This is a genomic window from Streptococcus infantis, assembly GCF_000963255.1.
Taxonomy (GTDB): domain Bacteria; phylum Bacillota; class Bacilli; order Lactobacillales; family Streptococcaceae; genus Streptococcus; species Streptococcus nidrosiense.
Map to the genome: position 1 here is coordinate 1 of NZ_JYOV01000019.1, position 15,675 is coordinate 15,675.

The 15,675-nt window shown below is 42.3% G+C and carries 11 protein-coding genes and 1 pseudogene; 1 reads left to right on the forward strand and 11 read right to left on the reverse strand.

Annotated elements, in window-relative coordinates; translation table 11 throughout:
* Positions 1 to 90 precede the first annotated feature (90 nt).
* Positions 91 to 1,381 (forward strand): annotated as a pseudogene (locus TZ96_RS10495) (IS4 family transposase).
* A 150-nt stretch (positions 1,382 to 1,531) separates the two neighbouring features.
* Here TZ96_RS10495 and dtd read toward each other — a convergent pair.
* The 11 genes from dtd to metE all read right to left on the reverse strand — a co-directional run bounded on the left by dtd (position 1,532) and on the right by metE (position 15,646).
* Positions 1,532 to 1,975: a D-aminoacyl-tRNA deacylase gene (gene dtd, locus TZ96_RS07130; RefSeq protein ID WP_045763480.1), complete on the reverse strand. Its 444-nt coding sequence runs from the start codon at positions 1,973 to 1,975 to the stop codon at positions 1,532 to 1,534.
* Positions 1,976 to 2,005: 30 nt separating this feature from the next.
* Positions 2,006 to 4,222 (reverse strand): RelA/SpoT family protein, encoded by a 2,217-nt coding sequence (locus tag TZ96_RS07135; RefSeq protein ID WP_001123766.1) that lies wholly within the window; start codon positions 4,220 to 4,222, stop codon positions 2,006 to 2,008.
* Between the two features lie 144 nt (positions 4,223 to 4,366).
* Positions 4,367 to 5,497 carry an ABC transporter ATP-binding protein gene (locus TZ96_RS07140; RefSeq protein WP_045763481.1) on the reverse strand — a complete coding sequence of 377 codons (1,131 nt, stop codon included), beginning with the start codon at positions 5,495 to 5,497 and terminating at the stop codon, positions 4,367 to 4,369.
* Between the two features lie 113 nt (positions 5,498 to 5,610).
* Positions 5,611 to 6,480, reverse strand: coding sequence for a helix-turn-helix domain-containing protein (locus tag TZ96_RS07145; RefSeq protein WP_045763482.1), 870 nt, complete (start codon positions 6,478 to 6,480; stop codon positions 5,611 to 5,613).
* Positions 6,481 to 6,482: 2 nt separating this feature from the next.
* Positions 6,483 to 6,869 (reverse strand): Mini-ribonuclease 3, encoded by a 387-nt coding sequence (locus TZ96_RS07150; protein WP_045763483.1) that lies wholly within the window; start codon positions 6,867 to 6,869, stop codon positions 6,483 to 6,485.
* Positions 6,862 to 8,205 (reverse strand): cysteine--tRNA ligase, encoded by a 1,344-nt coding sequence (cysS, locus tag TZ96_RS07155; protein WP_045763623.1) that lies wholly within the window; start codon positions 8,203 to 8,205, stop codon positions 6,862 to 6,864. Before cysS ends, TZ96_RS07150 begins: the two co-directional genes overlap by 8 nt.
* A gap of 228 nt (positions 8,206 to 8,433) precedes the next feature.
* A complete protein-coding gene (locus TZ96_RS07160; RefSeq protein ID WP_045763484.1) occupies positions 8,434 to 9,195 on the reverse strand; it encodes a nucleoside phosphorylase in 762 nt (253 codons plus the stop codon).
* 79 nt (positions 9,196 to 9,274) lie between these two features.
* Positions 9,275 to 9,892, reverse strand: coding sequence for a serine O-acetyltransferase (gene cysE / locus TZ96_RS07165; RefSeq protein ID WP_045763485.1), 618 nt, complete (start codon positions 9,890 to 9,892; stop codon positions 9,275 to 9,277).
* Positions 9,893 to 9,907: 15 nt separating this feature from the next.
* A complete protein-coding gene (gene pnp, locus TZ96_RS07170; protein ID WP_045763486.1) occupies positions 9,908 to 12,130 on the reverse strand; it encodes a polyribonucleotide nucleotidyltransferase in 2,223 nt (740 codons plus the stop codon).
* Positions 12,131 to 12,467: 337 nt separating this feature from the next.
* Positions 12,468 to 13,334, reverse strand: a complete 867-nt coding sequence (gene metF / locus TZ96_RS07175; RefSeq protein WP_045763487.1) for a methylenetetrahydrofolate reductase [NAD(P)H] — start codon at positions 13,332 to 13,334, stop codon at positions 12,468 to 12,470.
* Positions 13,335 to 13,396: 62 nt separating this feature from the next.
* A complete protein-coding gene (gene metE, locus TZ96_RS07180) occupies positions 13,397 to 15,646 on the reverse strand; it encodes a 5-methyltetrahydropteroyltriglutamate--homocysteine S-methyltransferase (RefSeq protein ID WP_045763488.1) in 2,250 nt (749 codons plus the stop codon).
* Positions 15,647 to 15,675 lie beyond the last annotated feature (29 nt).

The window sequence follows — 15,675 nt, forward strand, 5'->3', positions numbered from 1 at the left end:
CAATGTCATTAAGTTAAGAAATTCAAATACAATTCTGTATTTGGGTTTCTTTTTTTATGTGCTAAACTGATAGTTAAGGAGGTACTTCCTATGATAAAACAGATAAAAGCCCACTTGAATAAGAGTATTCAGAGTATCCTTGGTCAAAAAGTTGAGCTCGTCAAACAAGATGAACAGGCCTTTACTCGTAAAAGAAGGTTATCACTAGAAACCATGATTCGTACCATTCTGGGAATGGGAGGAAAATCACTGTCAAAAGAATTACTAGATGCTAGACTGACAGTTTCAAATTCAGCCTTTGTTCAAAGACGCTATCAGATAAAACCTGAGGCTTTCTATACCTTATTTAAAGAATTTACAGCACCTATTCCACTTAACACCAATCTTCCGATATTCGCTGCAGATGGGAGTGATATCTGTATTCCTCGAAATCCCATGGATACAGAAACCTCTATCCAAACCCAAACGGATGTTAAATCCTATAATCTCATACACATAAATGCCCTATACGACTTGACGACTGGAGTGTATAGAGATGTTTCTATTCAAGACAAACATACGCAACATGAGCGCTTAGCTCTGATTCAGATGATGAAGGCTTCTCCCTTTCGAGAAAGCTCTTGTTATCATGGATAGAGGCTATGAAAGTTACAATCTCATGGCTCATTTTCAAGAAAAAGGATGGCTTTATATCATCCGAATTCGAGATGGAAAACAATCCATGCGTTCCTCCTTCAACTTGCCAAATACAGAGTGTTTTGATCAAAACTTTTCTCTAAAATTATCACGAAAGCAAACCAATCAGCTCAAAAAACTTTATCGTGATTTCCCCAATGACTATCATTTTATTCCACACAATTCTACTTTTGATTTTCTTCCAGAAACAAGTCAAAAACATGACCCTGTTGAACTATACCAACTTCCTTTTCGTTTGGTGCGTTTAGAAGCGGAAGAAGGAAAATACGAAACTTTGGTGACAAATACAGACTATTCAGTCCAACAATTAAAAAATCTCTACGCCAGCAGATGGGGCATAGAGACTAGTTTTCGTGACCTGAAATACAGTATTGGCTTGGTCAATTTTCATGCCAAAAAGAAGGAAGGGATTCTCCAAGAAATCTTTGCCCGATTTACAAATTTTAACTTTTGTCGTTGGGTAACCTCGCAAGTTGCCATCGACAGTAGTCACAAAAAACAAAGATATAAAGTGTGTTTCTCAGATGCGACTTATGCCTGCCGTTTGTTTTTTAACGGTTCCCTTTCTTCTCTCCAGTTGAAAAACTACCTCAAGAAACAGTTATCTATTATTCGACCGAATCGAAAATATCCAAGAAAAATAAAGGCCCAATCGGTAATTGATTTCATCTATAGAGTAACATAAATCTCAAAAAATAGGGTGAAAAAACCTTTATTTGTTATGCAAAAAAAATAGAAGATAGGATAGAGAATCACTTTGATGATCTCAATCCTATCTCCTATTCAAATAGTTAGATTACTAACTTAATGACATTGGCCCGCGAGCTTGGTTTTTTTATCTATTTTTGGTGTCAAGAATGATGGTTACTGGGCCATCATTGACCAGTTCCACCTGCATATCTGCTCCAAAGACTCCTGTCTCAACAGGAACTTCCTTGGCTAGTTCTTGGTTAAATTCTTGATAGAAAGCTTCCGCCATATCCGGTTTAGCAGCGCCTGTAAAGGCTGGACGATTTCCCTTCTTGGTATCGGCAAACAAAGTAAACTGAGAGATGGAGAGGATTTGACCTTGGATATCCTTAACCGATAGGTTCATCTTGCCTTCAGCATCTGAGAAAATTCGCATATTGACAAGCTTTCTCACTGCATAATCCAAATCTTCTTTTCGATCCTCAGGTCCAACACCTACTAAGAGTAAGAGCCCCTGCTGGATTTTCCCATATACTTGCCCCTCAATAGAAACTTGAGCTGTCTTGACACGCTGAACGACAATTTTCATAGCAATCCTTTCTGATTATATCAAGCCAACTTAACCATTGGTACGTTTAACCGAGTAGACTTCTGGTACACTCTTAATCTTATCAACCACGGTGGTCAGCATCGAAAGGTTTGAAATTCCAAAAGAAACATGAATATTGGCAAATTTCATATCCTTGGTTGGTTGGGCATTAACTGTTGAGATATTTTTAGTTGTATTTGATAAGACTTGCAAGATATCATTCAATAGACCAGAACGGTTGAGCCCGTAGATATCGATGTGAGCCATATACTCCTTACTTGAGAATTGGTCTTCCCATTCAACATCGAGTAGACGTTGTTCGTAATTTTCCTGTGAACGAAGGTTCATACAGTCCACACGGTGGATGGCAACTCCACGTCCTTTGGTAATATAGCCGACGATATCATCACCTGGAACAGGATTACAACATTTGGCAATCCGGATCAAGAGACCAGAAGCACCTTGGATGACTACTCCACCCTCATGCTTAACCTTAAGCGTGTCCTTGTTCTCCACTTTAACTTCGCCACCCTTGACCAATTCTTCAGCTTCTGCCTTAGCCTTGGCACGCTCTTCTTCACGACGTTCTTTCTCTGTCAAACGGTTAAAGACAGTAATAGCTCCGATTTCTCCAAAACCAATCGCAGCAAATAGCGCTTCTTCTGTCTTGTAGCTGGTTTTTTGAAGGACTTCATCCATGTGGCGTTTGTCCATAAATTTATTGGCCACATAGCCATTTTCTTGGAGCTGACTAATCAGCAATTCACGGCCTTTATTGATGGACAATTCTTTGTCTTGGTTCTTAAAGAACTGACGAATTTTATTGCGTGCCTTGCTGGTCTTGACCATATTGAGCCAGTCACGGCTTGGTCCAAATGAATTCGGATTGGTGATGATTTCAACCTGGTCACCCGTTTTTAACTTGGTCGTCAAAGGAACCATGCGACCATTAACCTTGGCACCAGTCGCTTTTTCCCCAATCTTTGTATGAATTTCATAAGCAAAGTCAATCGGACCTGAATCTTTTGGAAGTGAACGAACCGCTCCATCTGGAGTAAAGACATAAATCTCCTCAGCCAGATAGTTTTCCTTGACAGTATCCACAAATTCCTTGGCATCATCCGCCTGGTCTTGGAGTTCCATCATCTCCTTGATCCAGTTCATTCCAATAGCAGATTCCTTGCTATTAACTTGCCCCTTGATTCCTTTTTTATAAGCCCAGTGAGCCGCAACCCCGTACTCAGCAACCTCGTGCATCTCCTTAGTACGAATCTGGAACTCAATCGGCCCTTTTGGACCATAAACGGTCGTATGGATAGACTGGTAACCATTGGCCTTACGATTGGCAATATAGTCTTTAAAACGTCCCGGCATTGGTTTCCATAGCTCATGAACGTAACCTAACATCGCATAGACATCACTCTGAGTGTCTAGAATACAACGAATGGCAATCAGGTCATAGATCTCTTCAAAGCGTTTTTTCTTATCCTGCATCTTGCGATAGATAGAGTAGATATGCTTTGGACGGCCGTAGATTTTTCCTGTAAGATGGCGCTCAGATGAGTATTCCTCGAGTTTCGTCACAACTTCATCGACCAAGGCTTCACGCTCTTGACGTTTTTCCTTCATCATGTGACTAATCTTGTAAAATTCAGTTGGATTGAGATAGCGGAAAGAGAGATCTTCCAGTTCCCACTTCACACTTGAAATCCCCAAACGGTGAGCAAGTGGCGCATAGATTTCCATGGTTTCTCTGGAAATACGCTCCTGCTTGTCCTTACGAAGATGCTTGAGGGTGCGCATATTGTGTAGGCGGTCAGAGAGTTTGACCAAGATAACACGGATATCCTCTGACATAGCCATGAGCATCTTGCGATGATTCTCAGCCAGCTGCTCCTCGATAGACTTATACTCAACCTTACCAAGCTTGGTAACACCATCTACAATCACTCGAACATCGTGACCAAATTCGCGTTCTAAGTCATCTAAAGTAGCATCTGTGTCTTCTACCACGTCATGCAAAAAACCACAAGCAACAGTGACAGCATCTAGCTTGAGTTTAGCCAAGATACCTGCTACCTGAATAGGGTGGATAATGTAAGGCTCACCTGATTTACGATATTGGCCACTATGGCATTCTACAGCGTAAACCAAGGCCTTGTGTACAAAAGCCACATCTTCTTTCGATAAATATTTTTGCGTTAAAGCGACAACTTCATCGCCTGAATAAATTACTTCTTTCGGCATGCATACTCTCCAATTCTTCCTACCATTTTAACACTTTTTTGAGGATATGAAAACTAGTAAAGCCCATTCTGTAAGAGTTTGCTAAACTTGATAAAAAAACACTACTAGAAAAACTCTAGTAGTGCTCATTGATTAAAATCTATCTTAGTAAACTGTTCTTTCAGTTTCTACGTCGAAGAAGTGTGCTTTGTTCAAGTCAAATCCAAGCTCAACTGTTGCACCTGCTTGCAAGTAGTCACGAGCGTCAACTTTTGCAACGAACTCATCTTTACCAACTTGGCAGTATAGGTGAGATTCTGAACCGAGCAATTCTGATACAGAGATTGTTGCTTTCACAACTGATTCTGGGAATGTTTCAAGGAAAGCAGGTTCAGCATTTACGTCTTCTGGACGGATACCGAAGATCAATTCTTTACCTTCGTAACCTTTTTCACGAAGAACTTTCAAAGCACCTTCTGGAACTTTCAAGTTAAAGCCGTCAGCAACAATGCGGTCACCGTTCAATTTAACGTTGATGAAGTTCATAGCTGGGCTTCCGATGAATCCTGCTACGAATTTGTTAACTGGGTTTTTGTAAACTTCTTGAGGAGTACCGATTTGTTCAACACGTCCGATAGTACCTGTACCAGCAGGGTTTTTAGTTGCTGACATGATAACGATACGGTCTGCAAGTGTCATCGCTTCTGTTTGGTCGTGAGTTACGTAGATAGTTGTAGCTCCGATACGACGGTGGATTTTAGCGATTTCAGCACGCATTGATACACGAAGTTTTGCATCCAAGTTTGACAAAGGTTCGTCCATCAAGAATACTTTTGCATCACGGACGATCGCACGACCCATGGCAACACGTTGACGTTGACCACCTGAAAGGTCAGCTGGTTTACGATCCAAGAATTCTTTCAAACCAAGAATTTCAGCTGCTTCTTGTACACGTTTGTCAATGTCTTCTTTGCTGTATTTACGCAATTTCAAACCAAAAGCCATGTTATCGTATACAGTCATGTGTGGGTAAAGAGCGTAGTTTTGGAATACCATGGCGATGTCACGGTCTTTTGGAGCTACGTCATTGACAACCACGCCATCGATAGATGCAGTACCTTCTGTGATGTCTTCAAGACCTGCAATCATACGAAGAGTAGTTGATTTACCACATCCTGAAGGTCCTACGAAAACGATGAACTCTTTGTCTTTAATGTTCAAGTTGAAATCTTCAACTGAATAGTGTTCGCTATTTGGATATTTTTTGTAAATATTTTTAAGATTTAATTCTACCATTTCGGTGAACTCCTTTTGTCATTTGATAGTTTTATTATAGATGAAAACGCTTTACATTTCTATGGCAAGGTGACCAAAAAAATAAAAAAGTTCTGTGCAACTTGCACAAAACTTTAGATTATATCTGGTAAAATCAACTGATAACACAAGGTCAAATCAGTCAATTCTTTCAACTGCAGTCCTGTCAGTTCTTCCCACTTATCAATCTTGTATTGGAGAGAATTGCGATGCAAATACAGTTGCTGAGCTGTCTTCGTAAGGACAGCACTATTTTCCCACAGTGAAAGGATGATTTCCTGAATCTGATCCTGGTCTACAATCATCTGATGCAGATATTCCTTGATAACTAGGAGATCCACGATTCTTTCACCCATACTCCACAGATAGAGTTGAGAAAAAGTATGAAACCCTTGATGCCCTTGTCGCCACCAGTTTTTGAACAAATCCCGTTCTGCTTTGATGAGATCTGACAGAGCCTGATATCCTGTCTGTGACCAGACCTGACCTAACATGATGGATAAACGTACTCCAAAGTCATATTCTACAGCTTCCAAGGTATCCATCAAGATAGAGCGAACGGATGTGTACTTATCCTGTTGGAGAACAAAAATGTAATCCTGCGCTCCCACCTGAAGCACTGTTTGACAATTTGGAAAGAGGGTTCCCATCATCTCTAACCAAGACGTTAAATTTTCCTGTTGAAAATAAGATAGGTGACAATAGACAAGCTGCAATTTTTTAAAGTTTTGCGGTGCCTGTCCTTTGCCTTCAATGAGATAACTATACCAGGGATTGAGGGAAATGGTTTGCTCCTGTTTGGTTAAGAGAGCCACCAGTTGTTTTTCACGCTCGCTAAGACTAGCCTCCTCAAGCAAAAGCCACTGATAATTTGACAGAGGTAGACTTAGATAACCCTCTTTATCAACTGGCTGATCTAAGATTTTACCATCAGGAAACCAATCCAGTAGTTCTTTTGCAATCATTCCTAGCCCTCCACTTTTTGGATGCACCAAGAAATCAAGGTTTCTAGGCGTTCCACATTTTCAGTCATATGAAGATAGCCCATGACCGCTTCAAAACCAGTAGACATACGGTAGGTTACCACATCCGCATTCTTAGCCTTGGTATGGCTGTTGGTGTTGCGACCCCGTTTATAGATTTCTTCTTCTTTTTCCGTTAGGACTTCTTCTTCCAGCATGAGGGAAATCAAGTGTGCCTGAGCCTTGGCCGACACATACTTAGTGGCTTCTTGGTGGAGTTTATTGGGTTTGGTCATGCCTTTGAGAATGAGATGGCGGCGAATATACATAGAATACACCGCATCCCCTTCAAAAGCTAGCGCAATCCCATTAATGAGATTGACATCAATCACGTGTCCACCTCACTCCATCCTTGGTGTCAAGTAGCTTAATCCCTTGCTCAGCTAGTTGGTCACGGATTTGGTCAGCAGTCGCAAAGTCACGATTGGCACGCGCTTCTTGGCGTTTTTGGATCAAGGCTTCAATCTCTTCATCCAAAACTTCCTCGACAAAGACAATACCAAAGACCTCTAACATAGCTGCAAGAGCTTCCTTAACAACCGTATCATAGTTTCCTGAGTTGATCCATTTAGCCATTTCAAAGACAACTGTGATTCCGTTAGCTGTATTGAAATCCTCATCCATAGCAGCTACAAACTTATCTTTAAATGCCTGTAACTCCTGAGCATCTACTGTCCCAGTAAATGGTTGTTCATAGGTGTTCTTCAAATACTTGAGATTTGTCTCCGCATCACGCACTGCTTTTTCCGTAAAATTGATAGGCTTACGGTAGTGCTGAGTCGCAAAGAAGAAACGCAATACTTGACCATCAATGGTCTTGAGGGCATCATGTACCGTAATGAAGTTACCCAAAGACTTAGACATCTTGACATTGTCGATATTGACAAAACCATTGTGCATCCAGTAGTTGGCAAAGGTCTTGCCTGTTTTAGCTTCAGACTGGGCAATCTCGTTAGTATGGTGAGGAAACTCAAGGTCAGCTCCACCACCGTGAATATCGATGGTATCACCCAAAATTTCCGTTGACATGACCGAACACTCGATATGCCAGCCTGGACGACCAGGTCCCCAAGGACTGTCCCAAGAAATCTCACCTGGTTTGGCAGATTTCCAGAGGGCAAAGTCCACAGGATTTTCCTTACGAGCTGTTTCTTCATCCGTTCGACCTGAAGCACCTAGTTCCAAGTCTTCCAAGGTTTTATTGGCCAACTTAGCATAGTTGTGGGATTTTTCTACACGGAAATAGACATCCCCTTGACTCTCATAAGCATAACCTTTTTCAATCAAATCAGCAACAAAACGAATAATATCATCCATAAACTCGACTACACGAGGATGACGAGTCGCAGGCTTCACCCCCAAAGCCGTCACGTCCTCACGAAAGGCAGCAATGTACTTGTCCGCTACTTCCTGAGGTGTGATGCCTTCTTCCTTGGCACGGTTGATAATCTTGTCATCTACATCGGTAAAGTTGGAAATGTAGGCAACCTCATAACCACGATACTCAAAGTAGCGACGAATGGTATCGAAGGCTACTGTTGAACGGGCATTCCCCACGTGGATATAGTTATAAACTGTCGGCCCACAGACATACATCTTAACCTTGCCGTCCTCGATTGGGACAAATTCTCGCAAATCACGAGACATTGTGTCATAGATTTTAATCATAAAATAATAGTCAGGAAAGCTAAAATTCATAAACAGATATTTTCATAACTAACTGTTCAACTAAATTTTAGTCCGATTGCCTGTCACAAATCGGATTTCCTTGCTCCTTTCTAAACATAAAAGAAGAATGAAGTAAAAAGATGAAGGGAGTCACTACGGAAGTTTTATTTCTATGTTTTCCGTTAGGCTCCCTTCCTTTCTTGTTTCAAATTTATCGTAAAGACTAGTCTAAACTAACTCTTGAGCAATGACTAGGGCAATCTCAAAGAAAGTCATAGCATCCGCTTTTCTATCCTCGCGTCTAGCATCCCATTCGTGATTGTGATGGTCGACATAGTCAGCTGTGTAGAAAAATTGATAAACCTTGGCTTGTCGATATTGAGCCCAGGCCATGATAGCTGAAGCTTCCATATCTACAACTCTAGCTCCTGCTGCTAGTCTTCGTTTGACTTTAGCAGCTGTCTCACGATAGAAGGCATCTGTGGTCCAAGACTTTGTTCGAATATGCTCAATACCAGCTTTATCCAAGGCTTTTTCCATAGTTAAGAGTAGAGATCGCTCATAGGCTATTTCATCACTTGCTGGAGCATAGTGATAACTAGTACCTTCATCACGTAAAGCCGAGCTTGGTAGGATAATCTTATCTGCTTGAATAGACTGGTCTAGAACTCCGCAAGATCCCAAAACAATAAAGTTCTTAAATCCTCTTGCTTTGAGTTCTTCTAAGAGTCCAACAACCATTGGAGCACCAATCGTAGCCATAGCAACTGCTACCTTACTCCCATCTTTTTCATAGATATACCATGGCAGTTTGCCATTTAGATTGGTAAGATAGCCACCTTCGTAGACACCATCTATCTGCTTTACTCGTTCAAGGATTTCTCCATTAAAAGACAAGATTATGGTATCACAGATTTCTCCACCACTACGGAGGCTTCGATCAGTTGGCTCGATAACAGCAGGTACATTTTCAAATTCTTCTAATAGCATTTATTACTCTTTCGCATTCAGATAAACCACTTGGGTTTGTTTGACAAAGCCAATCTTTTCAAACGGACGAAATCAAATGTTAAAGCCCAGACGATCTGTGACTGGCATCTCTCGCTTGCTCGAGTTTATTGACGTAGTATTCCCGTTTTCCTTCAACTTCATGAATGGTTGGTTCATCCTTTTGCCCATGCACTCGGACAATCTTGGCTGGAATACCGACAACCGTTACATCGCTAGGAACATCTGCCACAACAACTGCTGCAGCACCGACCTTGGCATTTTCACCGATTTCTACAGGCCCGATAACTTGGGCATGTGCAGATATGAGAGCTCCCTTACGCACGGTCGGATGGCGTTTGCCAACATCCTTCCCTGTCCCACCAAGAGTTACCCCGTGGTAGAGAAGAACCCCTTTTTCAACGATAGCCGTCTCCCCAATCACAAGGCCAGAACCATGGTCGATAAAGACACCTGATTCGATCTGAGCTCCTGGGTGAATCTCAATCTGCGTCCAAAAACGCCAAAACTGGCTGTGCATACGAGCTAAGAGCTTAAAGCCATTCTTCCAGAGAAAATGAGAGAGACGGTGGGCAGCCAAGGCTTTTACACCAGGATAGGTCAAAAGAACCTCCAAAGTGGTGCGAGCCGCTGGATCATTTTCTTTTACGATATCAATGGTTTCACGCCACCATCCCATACAATTCTCCTTTTCTTATTCTGAGTCTTTTGGTGTTTCTGTAGTTTCTTTCTTAGGTTTGTTGTCCTTGTGATGGTGACGAGGACGATCGCCATGACGATGACCCTTTTCACCTTTTTCTTCTGAATGTTCCGGTTTTGGAGGACGAGGAAGAAGTGCCTTCATAGAAGCATCGACACGACCTTTTTCGTCAATCTTGATAATCTTGACATCCACTTCATCACCGATGGCTACCAAGTCTTCGACACGGTTGGTACGAGTCCAAGCCATTTCAGAGATGTGAACGAGGGCATCCGTCTTGTCAAAGAGGTTGACAAAGGCACCGAATTTCTCGATACGCACAACTTTAGCATGGTAGACTTCGTCCACTTTCGCTTCACGAACCAAACCAGCAATGATTTCTTTAGCGCGGTTAATGGCAGCTTGGTCGCTATAGTAGATAGACACGTTTCCTTCTTCGTCGATGTCAATCTTAACGCCTGTTTCAGCGATAATCTTATCAATGGTTTCTCCACCTTTACCGATGACAATCTTGATTTTGTCCACATCGATCTTGATGGTATCAATTTTCGGAGCAGTTGGAGCCAATTCTGGACGAACTTCTGGAATGGTTGCTTCAATCACATCAAGGATTTCAAAACGCGCTTTCTTAGCTTGAGCAAGAGCTTCAGTCAAGATTTCCGCAGTAATCCCTTGGATCTTGATATCCATCTGAAGGGCTGTAATCCCGTCACGCGTACCTGCAACCTTGAAGTCCATGTCTCCAAAGTGGTCTTCCAAACCTTGGATATCTGTTAATACGGTGTAGTTGTTTCCATCTGAGATAAGACCCATGGCAATCCCTGCTACTGGGGCCTTGATTGGCACACCACCAGCCATAAGGGCAAGAGTTCCCGCACAGATAGACGCTTGTGAAGAAGAGCCATTTGATTCCAAGACCTCAGCGACCAAGCGGATCGCATATGGGAATTCTTCCAAGCTTGGCAAAACTTGAGCAAGAGCACGCTCACCGAGAGCACCGTGACCAATTTCACGACGACCTGGTGCACCGTAACGACCAGTTTCCCCAACAGAGTATTGTGGAAAGTTATAATGGTGCATGAAGCGTTTCTTATACTCTGGATCCAAACCATCGATGATTTGCGTTTCACCCATTGGCGCCAAGGTCAAGATAGAAAGAGCCTGAGTTTGTCCACGCGTAAAGAGTCCTGAACCGTGTACGCGAGGAAGGTAGTCCACTTGTGCATCCAAAGGACGGATTTCATCGACCTTACGGCCGTCAGGACGAACCTTGTCTTCTGTGATCAAACGGCGCACTTCTGCGTGTTCCATTTGTTCCAAGATTTCAGCCACATCCCGCATGATGCGGTCAAATTCTTCGTGGTCTGCATATTTTTCTTCGTAAATTGCTGTGACTTGGTCTTTAACTGCTTGAGTTGCAGCTTCACGCGCCAATTTTTCTTCTACTTGAACCGCTTTTTGAAGATCGCTATTGTAGGCTGCGATGATTTCAGCTTGCAATTCAGCATCTACATGAAGCAATTCTACTTCTGCTTTTTCTTTACCAACTGCTGCAACAATTTCTTCTTGGAAAGCAATCAATTCTTTAACGGCTTCGTGTCCTTTAAGAAGAGCTTCCAACATGATTTCTTCTGACAATTCTTTGGCACCAGACTCTACCATGTTGATAGCGTGCTTAGTACCAGCTACTGTCAATTCAAGAAGCGATTGCTCTGCTTGTTCTTGCGTTGGGTTGATGATGATTTGACCATCAACATAGCCCACTTGTACCCCAGCGATTGGTCCGTCAAATGGAATATCTGAGATAGAAAGTGCCAATGATGAACCAAACATAGCTGCCATTGGTGCAGATGCATTTTCATCGTAAGAAAGGACTGTGTTGATGACTTGCACTTCATTACGGAAACCTTCCGCAAACATTGGACGGATTGGACGGTCAATCAAACGCGCTGTCAAGGTCGCATCTGTTGAAGGACGACCTTCACGTTTCATAAAGCCACCAGGAAACTTCCCAGCCGCATACATTTTTTCTTCGTAGTTGACTTGAAGTGGGAAGAAATCCCCAGTTGCCATCTTCTTAGACATAACGGCAGCAGTCAAGACAGTTGACTCACCGTAACGCACCACAACAGAGCCATTTGCTTGCTTAGCAACCTGACCAGTCTCTACGATCAACTCACGACCCGCAAAAGTCGTTTGAAATACATGTTTTGTCATTTTAATCCCCTTTGGATTGATAAAATTATACGCCTTGCCTACAAAGATCAAGATACAAATCATTAGAAAGGATTGATGCTATAGCATCTAAACCTTTCACGCTAATCGCTATCAGGCGATTAGCTAAATGCTTTACTAACTCCCTCATCAAATAATATCGATTTGACTCGCTCGTGTCGCTAAACCTTGCAGTTTGAATGCATTGTATTATTTAATACCCTCATCTTTGTATCAAGTACGTACAGAGTCTATTTTATCATATTTTTCTTAAAAAGTGCTGGCTTTTCTATTAAAAAGGAACCATTCCTCCATGAAAAGAAGAATGGTTTGCTTTTTATTATCCTAAAGATTGGTGATTAAACAAGGCATGGGTTGCTTGGTGAATGTACTGAGCAGTATCTGCATTGTTCATGGTGTAGAGATGCACGCCTGCTACGTCTTGCGTTACCAAGTCCACGATTTGGTCCACGGCATAGGCAAGTCCTGCTGCTCTGAGTGATTCAGGGTCATTCTCATACTTGTCCAAGATAGCCTTAAACTTACGTGGGAGATGGATATTCTCACAAGTCTTCAAGAGACGAAGAGCTTGGTTACGATTCAGGATTGGCATAATTCCTGCATGAATCGGCACATCAATCCCAGCCAAGGTACATTTGTCTTGGAAATCGTAGAAACGCTCATTGTCAAAGAAAAGCTGGGTGACAAGACTTGAACAGCCTGCATCTACTTTTCTTTTCAGATTTTGAATATCTGAGATTTGGTTTGGCGAATCAGGGTGCCCTTCTGGGTAACAAGCTCCAATGATTTCAAAGTGCGGGGCTTGGTCCTTGATAAACTCAATCAAATCTGTGGCATAACGGAAGTCCTTTTGTGGTTCCACATCAGGAATGATATCTCCACGAAGAGCCAAGATTTTCTGAACCCCAACCTTATCCAAATCTGCAATAGTCTCAGCCACCTTATCCTTAGTCAGATAGATAGCTGGCAAGTGAGCAATAGTTGGAATCTCCAAGTCATTTTGGATATAGTCTGCCAAACGAACCGTCGTCTCTTTGATATTAAATTTATTATTGCTGGCAGTCACACTGATGAAGTGTGGGGCCAAGTCCTGCATATCTTTCAGGGCTGCAATAATTTTGTCATTGCCTACTGCTGGGTTTGGAGGGAAAACTTCAAATGAGAGGGACGGTGTTTGACGTGACATATTTATGAACCTTTTCTAGTTGATTTCTTACTGATCAACCGTGTATGGAGAACTGTCTTTTCTTACAATTTCTCACGCGCAGCTTTGGCAGCTTCTACAAGGCGGATCAAGCTTTCTTTCGTTTCTGGAATACCACGTGTTTTCAAACCACAGTCAGGGTTGATCCAAACTTTTCTGCTTGGAACTTTCGCAAGGATTGCTTCGATTGTGTGGTCGATTTCGCCTTCGTTAGGCACACGAGGTGAGTGGATATCGTAAACCCCAGGTCCAACTTCTGTTTGGAAGTTTTTCGCTTTGAGTTCGTCCAAGATTTCAAGGTTTGAACGGCTAGCCTCAAATGAGATAACGTCAGCATCCAAGTTGTCGATAGCTGGGATGATATCTGTAAATTCTGAGTAACACATGTGAGTGTGGATTTGTGTGTCTGGTGCTACTGTTGAGTGTACCAAGCGGAAGGCTGGAATAGCCCAGTCAAGGTAGTCTTCGTACCAGTCGCTACGACGGAGTGGCAATTTTTCACGAAGAGCAGCCTCGTCGATTTGGATGATTTTCACGCCTGCAGCTTCAAGGTCAAGAACTTCATCCTTGATAGCAAGAGCGATTTGAAGAGTAGAATCCTTGATAGAGATGTCTTCACGTGGGAATGACCAGTTAAGAATTGTAACAGGTCCAGTCAACATACCTTTAACAGGTTTGTCCGTACGGCTTTGTGCATAGCTAGACCATTTCACAGTGATAGGGTTGAGACGAGTCACATCACCCCAGATGATTGGTGGTTTAACCCCACGCATACCGTATGATTGTACCCAACCGTTTTTAGAGAAGAGGTAACCTGACAAGTTTTGACCGAAGTACTCAACCATGTCATTACGCTCGAATTCACCGTGTACAAGCACGTCAAATCCAACTTCTTCTTGCCATTTGATCCATTCATCGATGGTTTCAGCAAGGAAGGCATCGTATTCTTCTTGTGACAATTCACCCTTACGGAAGGCCAAACGTTTAGCACGAACTTCCTTAGTTTGAGGGAATGAACCGATTGTTGTTGTTGGAAGAGCTGGAAGTTTGAATGCTTCTTCTTGGATAGCTTCACGTTCTGCAAAGGCTGGCAAACGAGTGTAGTCTGCGTCAGTCAATCCAGCGATACGTGCACGAAGTTCCGCATTTTCACCAACACGTTCAGTTGCAAAGAGTTCTTTGTTTGCTGCAAGAGCTTCTGCACCTTGACCGTTGCGGATAGCATCCAAGTCACGGATCTCATCCAATTTTTCAACTGCGAAAGCAAAGTGGTTCAAGATAGCTGGTTCAAAGTCTTCATTTGCTGTTGTAAATGGCACATGAAGAAGTGAACATGAGCTTGTCAAAACGATATTTTCAGCAGGGATTTGCTCAAGAATAGCCAAGCTCTTTTCGTAGTTGTTACGCCAGATGTTCTTACCATTGACAATACCTGCATAAAGAGTCTTGTCAGCTGGGAAGCCACCTTTAACGAGTTCAAGAGTTTTCTTACCTTCAACGAAGTCAAGACCGATCGCATCTACTGGCAATTTCACAAGGTCAGCGTAAACGTCACGAACGTCACCGAAGTATGTTTGAAGCAAGACTTCAAGACCTTTTTTGTCAGCCAAGAGTTTGTTGTAGATGTTCAAGAAGAGGGCTTTTTCTTCTTCTGTCAAGTCTTTGACAAGAGCAGCTTCGTCGAGTTGGATACGAGTTGCACCAAGTTCAGCCAATTTCGCAAAAACATCTTGGTAAGCAGCTACTAAGCTATCTACGAAGTCTTCTGCTTTCACACCTTCTTCAAAGTCTGACAATTGAAGGAAAGTGAATGGTCCTACAAGGACAGGACGAGTGTTGAGGCCTAGGTCTTTAGCTTCTTGGAACTCATCAAAGATCTTGTGACCAGCCAATTTTACTTGAGTGTCTTTTTCAAATTTAGGAACGATGTAGTGGTAGTTAGTATTGAACCATTTTTTCATAGGAAGGGCACGAACATCCCCTTTTTCTCCTTGGTAACCACGTCCCAAAGCAAAGTAGCGTTCAAGATCAGACAATTCCAAGTTTTGAACAGATGCAGGAACTACGTTGAAAAGGAAAGCAGCATCAAGGAAGTTGTCATAGTGAGAAAAGTCATTTGATGGGATTTCAGAAATGCCTTTTTCTTTGACGATGTTCCAGTGTTTTGCACGCAATTCTTTCGCAGCAGCCAAGAGTTCTTCTTCTGAGATTTCTTTTCTAAAGTATTTTTCAGTTGTAAATTTTAATTCGCGGAATTCACCCAAACGAGGGAAACCGATAATTGTAGTTGACATGATGTGTCCTCCAAAAATTGTTGTTGAAA

Excerpts from the sequence above, each read along its gene's own strand:
- TZ96_RS07140 (WP_045763481.1), bottom strand. The coding sequence starts at position 5,497 with ATGGTAGAATTAAATCTTAAAAATATTTACAAAAAATATCCAAATAGC.
- cysE (WP_045763485.1), bottom strand. The coding sequence starts at position 9,892 with ATGGGATGGTGGCGTGAAACCATTGATATCGTAAAAGAAAATGATCCA.
- TZ96_RS07135 (WP_001123766.1), bottom strand. The coding sequence starts at position 4,222 with ATGCCGAAAGAAGTAATTTATTCAGGCGATGAAGTTGTCGCTTTAACG.
- metE (WP_045763488.1), bottom strand. The coding sequence starts at position 15,646 with ATGTCAACTACAATTATCGGTTTCCCTCGTTTGGGTGAATTCCGCGAA.
- TZ96_RS07145 (WP_045763482.1), bottom strand. The coding sequence starts at position 6,480 with ATGATTGCAAAAGAACTACTGGATTGGTTTCCTGATGGTAAAATCTTA.
- dtd (WP_045763480.1), bottom strand. The coding sequence starts at position 1,975 with ATGAAAATTGTCGTTCAGCGTGTCAAGACAGCTCAAGTTTCTATTGAG.
- TZ96_RS07160 (WP_045763484.1), bottom strand. The coding sequence starts at position 9,195 with ATGCTATTAGAAGAATTTGAAAATGTACCTGCTGTTATCGAGCCAACT.
- cysS (WP_045763623.1), bottom strand. The coding sequence starts at position 8,205 with ATGATTAAAATCTATGACACAATGTCTCGTGATTTGCGAGAATTTGTC.
- pnp (WP_045763486.1), bottom strand. The coding sequence starts at position 12,130 with ATGACAAAACATGTATTTCAAACGACTTTTGCGGGTCGTGAGTTGATC.
- metF (WP_045763487.1), bottom strand. The coding sequence starts at position 13,334 with ATGTCACGTCAAACACCGTCCCTCTCATTTGAAGTTTTCCCTCCAAAC.